General features: G+C 48.1%; 11 protein-coding genes. 7 read left to right on the top strand and 4 right to left on the bottom strand.

The features are described 5' to 3' along the window. From S1OALGB6SA_RS08760 to S1OALGB6SA_RS08740, 5 genes are all read left to right on the top strand, one after another. A partial coding sequence (locus S1OALGB6SA_RS08760) for a class I tRNA ligase family protein (RefSeq protein WP_148084060.1) occupies window positions 1-1,823 on the top strand: 1,823 nt, incomplete at its 5' end. Further along, window positions 1,792-2,733: a hypothetical protein gene (locus S1OALGB6SA_RS08755; protein WP_124033219.1), complete on the top strand. Its 942-nt coding sequence runs from the start codon at window positions 1,792-1,794 to the stop codon at window positions 2,731-2,733. The genes S1OALGB6SA_RS08760 and S1OALGB6SA_RS08755, both read left to right, overlap by 32 nt. Continuing rightward, complete coding sequence (hisH, locus tag S1OALGB6SA_RS08750) at window positions 2,717-3,337, top strand: imidazole glycerol phosphate synthase subunit HisH (RefSeq protein WP_124033218.1); 621 nt, start codon at window positions 2,717-2,719, stop codon at window positions 3,335-3,337. The genes S1OALGB6SA_RS08755 and hisH overlap by 17 nt, the downstream gene beginning before the upstream one ends. Further along, complete coding sequence (gene hisF, locus S1OALGB6SA_RS08745) at window positions 3,338-4,105, top strand: imidazole glycerol phosphate synthase subunit HisF (RefSeq protein WP_124033217.1); 768 nt, start codon at window positions 3,338-3,340, stop codon at window positions 4,103-4,105. 51 nt (window positions 4,106-4,156) lie between these two features. Then, a complete protein-coding gene (locus tag S1OALGB6SA_RS08740) occupies window positions 4,157-4,462 on the top strand; it encodes an FmdB family zinc ribbon protein (protein WP_124033216.1) in 306 nt (101 codons plus the stop codon). 19 nt (window positions 4,463-4,481) lie between these two features. Here the strand turns inward: S1OALGB6SA_RS08740 and thiI are convergent, their stop codons facing one another. After that, complete coding sequence (gene thiI, locus S1OALGB6SA_RS08735; RefSeq protein WP_124033215.1) at window positions 4,482-5,696, bottom strand: tRNA uracil 4-sulfurtransferase ThiI; 1,215 nt, start codon at window positions 5,694-5,696, stop codon at window positions 4,482-4,484. A 92-nt stretch (window positions 5,697-5,788) separates the two neighbouring features. Between thiI and S1OALGB6SA_RS08730 the strand changes: the two genes are divergently transcribed. After that, complete coding sequence (locus S1OALGB6SA_RS08730; protein WP_124033214.1) at window positions 5,789-6,820, top strand: endonuclease/exonuclease/phosphatase family protein; 1,032 nt, start codon at window positions 5,789-5,791, stop codon at window positions 6,818-6,820. Window positions 6,821-6,869: 49 nt separating this feature from the next. Here the strand turns inward: S1OALGB6SA_RS08730 and S1OALGB6SA_RS08725 are convergent, their stop codons facing one another. Further along, window positions 6,870-7,586, bottom strand: a complete 717-nt coding sequence (locus S1OALGB6SA_RS08725) for a hypothetical protein (RefSeq protein WP_124033213.1) — start codon at window positions 7,584-7,586, stop codon at window positions 6,870-6,872. Window positions 7,587-7,789: 203 nt separating this feature from the next. On the opposite strand from S1OALGB6SA_RS08725, the gene S1OALGB6SA_RS08720 reads away from it, so the two are divergent. Continuing rightward, window positions 7,790-8,584, top strand: coding sequence for an AraC family transcriptional regulator (locus S1OALGB6SA_RS08720; protein WP_081950127.1), 795 nt, complete (start codon window positions 7,790-7,792; stop codon window positions 8,582-8,584). On the opposite strand, the gene S1OALGB6SA_RS08715 is transcribed toward S1OALGB6SA_RS08720, so the two are convergent. Continuing rightward, window positions 8,581-9,582, bottom strand: a complete 1,002-nt coding sequence (locus S1OALGB6SA_RS08715; protein ID WP_052080219.1) for an ABC transporter permease — start codon at window positions 9,580-9,582, stop codon at window positions 8,581-8,583. The genes S1OALGB6SA_RS08720 and S1OALGB6SA_RS08715 overlap by 4 nt on opposite strands. A gap of 3 nt (window positions 9,583-9,585) precedes the next feature. Next, a partial coding sequence (locus tag S1OALGB6SA_RS08710) for an ATP-binding cassette domain-containing protein (protein WP_148084059.1) occupies window positions 9,586-10,423 on the bottom strand: 838 nt, incomplete at its 5' end.

The raw sequence follows: 10,423 nt of genomic DNA, 5'->3' as shown, positions 1-10,423 counted from the left end.
GCAACAGATATTGGGGTAATCCGCTGCCATTTTGGGAATGTGATACTTGTGGTGCGAGGGAATGTCTGGGAAGCAGAGAGGAATTATACGGGAAGATTGGATATGCCAAAGCCAAGGCTCATCGGGAAGAGGGGGGGGATTTGCACAAGCATTATATCGACCGACTGAGTTGGGCCTGCGTCTGTGGGGGAATGATGAGACGTATTCCGGAAGTACTTGATTGCTGGTTTGAATCAGGCGCTATGCCTTATGCTCAAGTTCATTACCCGTTTGAAAACAAAAAGTGGTTTGAGGAGCATTTTCCTTGCGATTTTATCTGTGAGGGTCTTGATCAAACGCGTGGTTGGTTTTACACGCTGATGGTGCTTGGGGTGGCACTTTTTGGAACTTCAGCCTATCTAAATGTTGTGGTTAATGGCTTGGTGCTCTCGGAAGACGGAAAGAAGATGTCGAAGAGCCTGAAAAATTACACCGACCCTGGCGAAGTTATTGATAAATATGGCGCTGATGCTTTGCGCCTTTTCCTGATGAATTCGGCAGTTGTGAGAGCGGGGGGCTTAAGGTATTCTGATGAGGGTGTTCGTGAAGTGTTAAAGGGTGTGATGCTGCCCCTTTGGAACGCATATAGTTTTTATGTTACATATGCCAATATTGATGGGGTTCAACCAACTTCAGCGTCCAGAAATTCTATCGCTCTGCTTGATAGATGGCTGCTCTCTGAAACCGGTTTACTGATTAGTGGAGTTGCAAGGCATCTAGATGCGTATGATATTCAAAGGGCTGTCGAACCGATTTTGGCCTTCATTGACATGCTTAACAACTGGTATATCCGGCGTTCCAGACGCAGGTTCTGGAGAAGTAATGAGGGAAATAGGATGGATATGGATAAGCGGGAGGCCTATGCGACTTTGCGTACAGCTTTGATTAACCTTGCAAAGGTTACAGCACCCTTCATGCCCTTTATTACTGAGGAGATTTATAGAAATCTTCGGGAGGAGAACGACCCCGAGTCCGTTCATCTCTGTGACTGGCCCGAACTTTCGGATTTTGCCATAGACGAAGAACTTGGAATCAGGATGAGCGTTATTCGGCGGGCTGTCAATCTCGGCAGAGCACTGAGAAACAAGTATGAACTGAAGATTCGTCAACCGCTGCAAAGCTTTCATATTGCAACTCGAGTGAGTGCGGAGAGAGCAGCACTGGAGGGAATGAGGGAGCTTCTTACGGAGGAGCTAAACGTGAAAGAGGTGCTGTTTAGCGATAACGAGGAAGAATTGATTGAATACTCTGCCAAGGCGAATTTCAAGACTCTCGGAAAGAAGCTGGGGAGAGGCATGAAGGCTGTCGCAACGCAGATTGAGAAACTGGATTCCGCTAGAATCAGGGGCCTGATGGATGGTCATACCTTGCGTTTGGAGTATCAAAACGACGGCGTGAAGCAGCTTGAGATTGACGCCGATTCCGTGGAAATTCGACGTTCTGAGAAAACGGATTTGAAGGTGATGAACGAGGGATCGCTTACAGTAGCGCTAAACCCAGCAATAACACCGGAACTTTTGGCCGAGGGTCTGGTAAGAGACATGATTCGTGGTATACAAAATCTGCGTAAGAATGGTGGTTTCAATGTTACAGACAGAATTTCGGTTATTGCGGACGGACCAGATGAGATTAGAGAAGCGGCGGCGGTGCATCATAGCCATATCTGCGGCGAAATTCTGGCTGATTCTATTCGGTGGCTTCCTATTCCAAAGTCCGATCCCAATTCAACCGAAATCCAAACGGGAGATTTAAGTGTGCGAGTCTCTATTTCCAACAAAATCTGAACCCACTTGCTTGAAGGGATTCTGGATTCCGGCTCTGGTTTTCTTAGTTCTTTCCTGTCGCACCTTGCCGGAAATTACCTATTCGAGCATTGCCGATAGTTTGCCCACGGAATCGAACTTCATTATGAAGATTGCTGTTCCGGGGAATGAGTCTTTAGTGAACACTCTTATGCTTCAATTTGGGATCGACCCAAGAAACCTGTCGGATGCCAGTGAGCGCATGGAACATCTAACCATTGGTCTGGAGATTGATTCATCGACTGAGGGAAAGCGAACTAAGAGGGTTCCATTTCACATAGTTGCGATTGGAAATTGGCCTAAGGCACTGTTTGGAGAGGTGCTGGGGGAAGAATGGGTGAAAACGGGCTGTAATCGATGGTTTGGCCCTGCTGGTTTGCAGCTTATGGTTATTTCGAGGAGGGAATTGATTATTTCCTCCGGCAAGCTGGATTCAATGTTAGTTCGCCTCAGTACTGCTTCGAAGAATATGGAAATAGCATCAGTTGGGATTACTACCGAAGGCACGGATTTAGCGTTTTGGCTGTCCGATCCCGATCTGATTCACAGTTTTTTGCCCACTGTTCCGGTGAGAAATTTCGCCGGAGATGTAATTGTGGATTTGGTTGGCGGAGCTTTTAGCAAAGTCGGCGACGATGCCTATTCGCTCGACATGTCTATCCAGCCGCTAAATCCGCAATTTGCAAAATCCTTGGCTCTTGCTATGCGATTGAGTCTTGCATCGCGAATTGGTGAGGCTTCCGGATTTCCAGAGTTTCTTGCGGGGTTGGATATAGAAGCACGAGAGTCGGAAGTTATCATAAACCATCCCTCGATTCCTGTTGATTTATTGGAGATTTTTTTGAGCTTTGATTTTGCCTTGGAGGTGACGGGGTTTGATAGCAGTAATTGATTATGGATCGGGAAACTTGAAGAGCGTGGAGTTGGCTCTGCGCCACTTGGATGCCTGTTTCAAAATTACTTCGGATTCAAAGGTTGTTGCGGCATCGGAGAAGGTGATTTTTCCCGGGGTAGGCGAGGCCAGGCATGCTATGAATATCCTAAGAGCCACTCATCTTGATGAAGCACTCTGTGATTTTGCCGCAAGCGGGCGGGTCCTGCTGGGAATTTGCCTGGGTTGTCAAATTGTCGCCAACCATACCGAGGAGCACGATACGGATTTGCTTGGACTGCTTCCATGGGATGTGAGACGATTCTCGACATCGGATGGCCTCAAAGTACCCCAGATTGGCTGGAACACTGTTATTCACGATAGTTCCTTGCTGTTTGAGGATGTATCCCCGGAGAGTTCATTTTATTTTGATCATTCCTATTATTTACCCTTGTGTTTAGCCGATGGCACAGACTCACCCTGGGTTGCGGGACGATCGGAATATGGGGTTCCCTTCGCTGCCGCAATTCATAAGGACAATATCTGGGCCACTCAATTCCATCCTGAGAAGAGCGGACCAAGAGGTTTACAAGTCTTGCGGAATTTTGTGGAGAGGATAGTCTAGTTGTTCCAGAAGAGAATCATCATCTGTTTGGACGTTAGGGATGGTAAAACCACCAAGGGGATTAGATTCGAGGGGAATGCCGATGTCGGCGATCCAGTAGAAATGGCTGAACGATATTATCGACAGGGAGTGGATGAACTGGTTTTTTACGATATTACAGCCTCATCTGAGAGGAGGGGGATTATGATTGATGTGGTGCGAAGGGTTGCCGAGCGTATTTTTATTCCATTTTGTGTGGGTGGGGGCATCGCATCTGTCGACGATATGAGTGAGGTAATCATGGCCGGAGCGGAAAAAGTTAGCGTTAATTCAGCAGCGGTTCGGAATCCGGTGATTATTGAAGATGGGGCTAGCCGTTATGGTTCTCAGTGCATTGTCCTGGGTATGGATGTTGCCGCCGATGAATCAAAGTCGTCGGGTTACGGAGTGTTTGTGGATGGTGGGCGAGTTAAAACCGGAAGAGATATGCTTGAATGGGCGAAGGAGGCAGAAAACAGGGGTATTGGGGAAATCGTGTTGAATTCGATTGATACCGACGGCACACAGGAAGGGTATGAATTACATGCCACTTGCATACTTAGCGAGACTGTGGGAGTTCCAGTTGTTGCCTCCGGAGGTGCCGGGAAGCCCGAACATATCGCCGAGGTACTTGGTATTGGCAAAGCGGACGCAGCCCTGATTGCGAGCATGGTACACTACGGCAATTATACGATTGCGCAAATAAAAAGGGAGGTTGCGGCGTCAGGTATACCGATTCGGCAAAACTAGGAGCTTACCAGCTTGCCTTTTTTCCGGGCCTTTTGTTATATTCCACATGCTATGCCTAACTATGATTATGAATGTCGCTTATGCGGCCACGGTTTTGAAACTTTTCAGCGTATGTCCGATGACTCTCTGACACGGTGTCCAAACTGTGGCAAGGAAGGATTGCAAAGGTTGATAGGTGGCGGCCTGGGTATAATCTTCAGAGGTTCGGGTTTTTATGTGAACGATGCGAGAAAAACAGAGGCCGTATCGACTGATGGATCGAATAAGCAAAACCTGAAAGAAACAAAAAGCGACTCAACGAAAGCAGACCAAACACTGAGCTCCAGTGCACCAGAGGACAAGAAGGCCACTGCCTAGGCTTTCTAAACTTGAAACCCTAAGCGCAGCGTCGCCCCCAACTGTCGAAACTAATGGTTTCCGCACCCTCAACCGCCGCCTCAATTAACTGCGTCAGTCCTTCTATTTTTCCGTAATTGTGAAGTTCTGTGGCTGGATTTGGCCTTGTTAGGGGGTGTTCAGGACTGAAGAGTGTACAGCAATCGTCAAAGGGCTCAATTGCTGTTTCGTAAACTCCAATCTTGCGGGCCAGTGCAATTATTTCCTCCTTATCCATGCTAATGAGGGGACGAAACACCGGAGTGGAAACCGATTGGTTGGTATAGGTTAGACATTCAAGGGTTTGGCTTGCAACCTGCCCCAATGATTCTCCAGTAATAAGCGCACTCATCTTACCACTGGTAATAAAGATGCGTTGGGCAATTTGCATCATTGCCGCTCTGGAATGCAGGGTTGTAACTGATTTGTCTACTCCTTTGTTGATAGCCACTTGGCAATCGGTGAACGGTACGCTGTAAAGTGAAATACCCTCACACCATGGCGCAATCAATCCCGCCAGTCTCACTGCCTTGTCATGGGCCTCTTCGGAGGTGAAAGGCGGCGTATGGAAGTGAACAGCGCTCAGCCGCATTCCTCTTTTGGCCATCAAGTATCCAGCCACCGGTGAGTCTATTCCGCCAGAGAGCAGCAAAACGCCGCGTCCAGCGCTGCCAACCGGCAGGCCACCAATTCCCGGCATCCGTTCCTGATACACATAGGCCCATTCGCGCAATTCAACCTCGATAATGAAATCCGGATTATGTACATCTACGCTCAGTTCCGGCAGGGCGCTTAGCACTCGTGCTCCCAGTTCGGCCGCATATCCCTGGCTATCCAATGCCAAACTCTTATCAGCCCGCCGCACCTTGATTTTAAAGCTTGTGCCAATACCGGCCCCAAGGCATTCCCGCGCTATGAATACGGAGGTTTTAGTGAGTTCGTCCAACGATTTTCCAATCCTATATGCACGAGCAAATCCAACCACGCCCGGCGTGCGGGAAAGCAATTTCAATGCTTGTTCGTCGGGAATCGCAGTCTCCAGGTAATAGCGTCCAGTTCGTTTCGTGAGCTGATTTTTCTGTTGCCCCCCCTCCTCCTCCGCCGAGAATTCTGACAACTTCTTCCTGATGTTTCTTTCCAAAATCCGTTCAAAGAATCCTCTATTTCCCTTTTTCAGCGCAATCTCTCCAATTTTTATCAGCCACAGATTCTTCATCGCTAAGAATGTTATCGAGAATTCACCTCTAAGTCAGTAGTTCGTTCAAGTCAAAGCCCTCACAGTGCAGTTATAGGCTATGTGAGGATATAGTGATCTTACGTCGAAGTATTGCCCTGATACTGATTATTTCCCAGATAGCAAGCAGTTGTGCACTGCCTCGGAGAGAAAAAACATGGACAGTTATGAGCTGGAATGTCCAGAATCTCTTTGACGGCATCGACGACGACACCGAATACCCCGAATTTGATCCGGGAAGTGATAACTGGAGCGAACGGCTCTATCTGCGCCGACTCGACAGAACAGCCGAAGTAATAAGGAACAGTGTTCCTGGAGCTGCCGATTTGCTGATATTGCAGGAATTGGAGAAGCCGGAAATTTTGGATGAACTCGCTAATGGTTATCTTAAAAGTATGGGTTACCACTGGAGGCTCGGTATTCCCGGTTATAGTATTATTCGATGTGGGATATTGAGCCGTTATCCAATTCATAGCGTCGAAGTTGCAGACTGCGGATTCTACGATTCGCGTCCCTTAAGGCCGGCGCTGTCTTTCATCGTTGATGCGCCGGGTGGAGCGATAAAAGTTTTTGCGCTTCACTGGAAGTCTCCCCATAATGGCCGCGAAATTACAGAAGGCACCCGCTTCAAAGAGGCTGCAATCGTTCGAAATATGGTTGAGCCGCTGCTGCGTCAGAATGAATCAGCGAAAATCTTGATTATTGGCGATTTGAACACACCTGGTGACGGACAAATCAAACCCGCTGCTCTCGCTCCCTGGCCGCCCAACTCAAACGAACCTGCTGCGGCTCTTTTCCGCAGCGAGATAAGCGAAGTAGTGGGTTTGCAAGGCGACGATATTGTTTTTTTCGATCCCAACCCCGATCCCGCCCTTGGGGCGCCGGGAACCTACTGGTACCGGAATAACTGGGATCGACCCGATCGAGCTCTCATTAGCAGGGGATTAATCGATGGTTCTGGGCTCAACTTGGAAGTTTGCCGGACCGGCGCTCCAGAAATAATAGGAGATGCCCTGGGCAGGCCCAGGAGATGGTATTCAGACAAGGAAGAGGGCTACAGCGATCATTTGCCCCTCGTACTGGAATTTCGAATACGGGACGAATAGTGCAGATGAGAGCTTGAACGAGGCCGTGTGGGAGTGGAGAGACATCGGGTTAGTCAATCCAGCTCACTAGCCAGAAGATTTCCTTTTCAGGAACCAAAAAGCGGGTAAATGGCACCTCAAAGCGGACAGAGTTCTCGCTCAATTTTTCACCTCCCTCCACCGTTATCACTGTGCCGGATACAGTAATCGACAAAACCATCATCGCTCGCCGTAACGCCGGTAAATTTTCCTCGCCGAAGGTGAATCCCAGTATTTCGGTAGTATACTCTTCTTCGCTGAATCCCTCGCTTGATGCCGGATTAAGCAATGAGAAGGCAGGTTCTTTTATCATTGGAAACAGATTCTCAAGTTCAGCGGCGCGTGAACGATTAAACCTAAGACTAAGTACATGAGTATCACCGTTTTGGTAGATGTCTGCTATACCACCGAAGGCCGCATCTCCGAGAAGCGATTTAATATCTTTGAACTCCGCATCGGCCATCCATCCATGTTTTCCAACCCTTTCAATCTTGTAATTCTCTATATCTGTGCGTTCACCCAAACTGGCAAGTGTTTTCGATATCGCCTCATCATAAAACGCGTCCGAATTATCGTAGCCTCCAAGGATTGCCAAGTCTTCCAGCGCATCGCCAGCAAAAGACATCAGCCTGCCCTCCAAGGTCCACACCCCCGAGTATTCACTCCCTAGAACCAGTTTCTGTTCAATCGTGCAGGTGCTGAATAGAATCGTGATACTCAGCACCATAGGTACCAAACTTACTCTCATATGCAGTAGGATATCTTAATTTGTCTGATTTCACCATAGGTTCCGGTGTGAACTGAATTTTGATGAAGGGCTGCATCTTTATTTAAACGCCGTGAGCAGTGTATGCTTAATCGCGGCGAATCTTTCCTGTTTTTCCGGGAACAATTCCGGTATCTTACATTTAGCCGATTTATTGAAATCAGACTCCATGATAGGCTGTAACAATGTCCTCTCTATCCCCGAACTCTGTTTTTAAAAAGGGATTCTTTTCGGGAGTAAGACTACTTTCATGCAAACGCTTCACTGAGAAAAGCAATATCTGGAATTTCAACTGGCATAAGCACCCCTTCGTGGAAATCATTTACTTCATGGAAGGCGGTGCGAGAATTTTCAGTAACAGCGACGACCTGACTTTTTCGATATACGATATCGTGATATATCCCGAGCATACTCCTCATAAGGAAAAAATCGATCTCTCCAATCACCAAGAGATTATCTGCCTTTGGATTGAATTCCCCGATTCATCGGGATTGGACCGAATTCGACGCTTGAGCGACCTTAAAAACCGGTTGAGATGGCTGTTCGTGGAAATCCATCGGCAATCTCTCACAAACTATACCTACAAATACAAGCTTCTGGACAACCTACTGCAGGTTTTGATGTACTACATCAAGCAGCAGTTGGACGTGAGCTGGAATATCCAGGATCCTGTCAGCCGAGTTATCCACTTCCTCCACGAGAATATGGCGAAGACAATCCGCATCGAGAAATTGGCCCGATTGGCGAACTACAGCTCATCCTATCTGAATCGAAAATTTAAGGAACGTACCGGATCAACGCCGATCAATTACCTGGATAGAATTCGCCTGGAGGCCGCCTGGAAACTTTTGGGACGGGAAGACATGGCTATAAACCAAATTGCCACCTTGATCGGCTATAAGGATCCCAAATACTTTTCCCGTCGTTTCAAGTCTCAATATGGAGTTCCTCCGAACCATTTTCGAAGTTCCAATTACTAGGTGACAACGAGGGTGCCGTGCTCGTGGGCGCGTTTCTTGACTGAGGTTTCCTTGATGGCTACTGCTGCAAGGATCACAATGCCCCGTATCACCCATTGGTAATATGGAACGATGTTCAGAAGGTTCATCCCATTGTTGATCAGCCCGAAAATAATAGCGCCGGCCAGAGTCCAGGAGATGGATCCGATGCCGCCCGACAGGCTGGTGCCTCCGATAATCACCGAGGTGATTACGTAGAGTTCCCAGGTATTTCCCGCCAGGGGTTGGCCAGAACCAAGCCTCGAGGCCAGGATAATTCCGCTGATCATGGCGGCCATACTGCACATTCCATGAATGATAACTTTCACCTTGTAGATGTTGATACCCGAAAGCCGTGCCGCCTCTTCGTTTCCACCCACCGCATAGATGAATAGTCCGAATCGGCTATAGCGGAGGATGTAGTGGAACAAGCCGAAAGTTATCACCAGGATAAAAATCGGGAAAGGGATTCCCAGAAGATAGCCGTTCCCGATGAACAAAAAGCCTGGATTGTCGTTGAAGATAGGCTCGCCGCCGACGATCATAAGAGCGAAACCTCGATAGAATATCATGCCTCCCAGGGTGACGACGAAAGCCGGTATGGCAAATCTCTCGATGAGATATCCGTGAAGCCCACCAATCAGCAATCCCAAGATCAACACCATGACTATACTCAGCCAAATCGGGAGACCCCAATTCACCAGGAACATGGACAGCAAAACTCCCGAAAGAGCGATGAGAGATCCCACCGAAAGGTCGATCCCAGCAATGATGATTACCCAAGTCATTCCAAATCCGATGATGGCGTACAGGGCAGCTTGATTAATCACGTTCAGGAGGTTTCCTACACTGAGGAATAGGAATTCACCACTGTAGTTGTTGATTTTAAAAATGTCCACCAGCAGGAACAGGACTACCACCATTCCTATGACGATGAGATAAGGACCCGGGATGTGGAATCGTTTCGATGTTCTGCTCATTTCCTAACCTTCCGTAACCAGGGTAATAATTTTTTCCTGGGATGCCTCTGAGGAATCCAGGATGTCGAGAATCCGGCCGCCCTTCATTACAGCGATTCTATCACTCATTCCCAAAATTTCCGGAAGTTCCGATGAAATCATGAGAATGGCGATTCCCGACTCTGACAGATTTCGCATAATGTCGTAAATAGCCTTCTTGGTGCCGACATCAATACCCCGGGTTGGTTCGTCGAGAATCAATGCTTTGACATCCTGAACTAGCCATCGGGAGGTAATCACCTTCTGTTGATTACCTCCGCTCAAGTTCTGGACAGGGGTTTTCAAGCTGGGGGTTTTCACATTGAGTTTATTCACTCCATCGGTGGCGATAGCATTCTCCAGGGTGGTGTCGATGAATCCCAGGAATTTCCGAACCAGATCGAGATTCGAAGACATGATGTTGTCTTTCACTGAAAGACCGAGGGTAAGGCCTTCGATTTTTCGGTTTTCAGTAACGAAAGCCATCCCCGCCTTGATGGCGTCGACAGGGGATTTAATATCTATCTCCTCACCGTGGATAAACACCTGCCCTCCGTCCTTCCGAAAACGACCGAACAAGGTCTTCGCCATTTCCGAACGCCCGGCTCCCACTAGTCCCGAAACTCCGAGGATTTCCCCGGCCCGAATCTGGAAGTTGATATCTGATATGAGTCCAGTCTTGCTCAATCCCCTGACATCCAAAATCACGGGATTCTTCGAAAAGTCGGATTTTCGCTCGGGATAGACGGCATTGAGCGGACGTCCCACCATCAGTTCGATAACTTTCTCCTTCGTGATTTTTTCGATTGAGGAGGTATCAATC

The sequence above is a fragment of the Olavius algarvensis spirochete endosymbiont genome (assembly GCA_900608495.1).
GTDB lineage: Bacteria > Spirochaetota > Spirochaetia > DSM-2461 > DSM-2461 > UBA2779.
The sequence above is the reverse complement of the archived record's forward strand: the minus strand, read 5'-3'. Positions and strand labels throughout refer to the sequence as shown.

Coding starts and splice junctions, on each gene's coding strand:
- S1OALGB6SA_RS08740 (WP_124033216.1), top strand. CDS start 4,157: ATGCCTAACTATGATTATGAATGTCGCTTATGCGGCCACGGTTTTGAA.
- S1OALGB6SA_RS08725 (WP_124033213.1), bottom strand. CDS start 7,586: ATGAGAGTAAGTTTGGTACCTATGGTGCTGAGTATCACGATTCTATTC.
- S1OALGB6SA_RS08720 (WP_081950127.1), top strand. CDS start 7,790: ATGTCCTCTCTATCCCCGAACTCTGTTTTTAAAAAGGGATTCTTTTCG.
- S1OALGB6SA_RS08715 (WP_052080219.1), bottom strand. CDS start 9,582: ATGAGCAGAACATCGAAACGATTCCACATCCCGGGTCCTTATCTCATC.
- thiI (WP_124033215.1), bottom strand. CDS start 5,696: ATGAAGAATCTGTGGCTGATAAAAATTGGAGAGATTGCGCTGAAAAAG.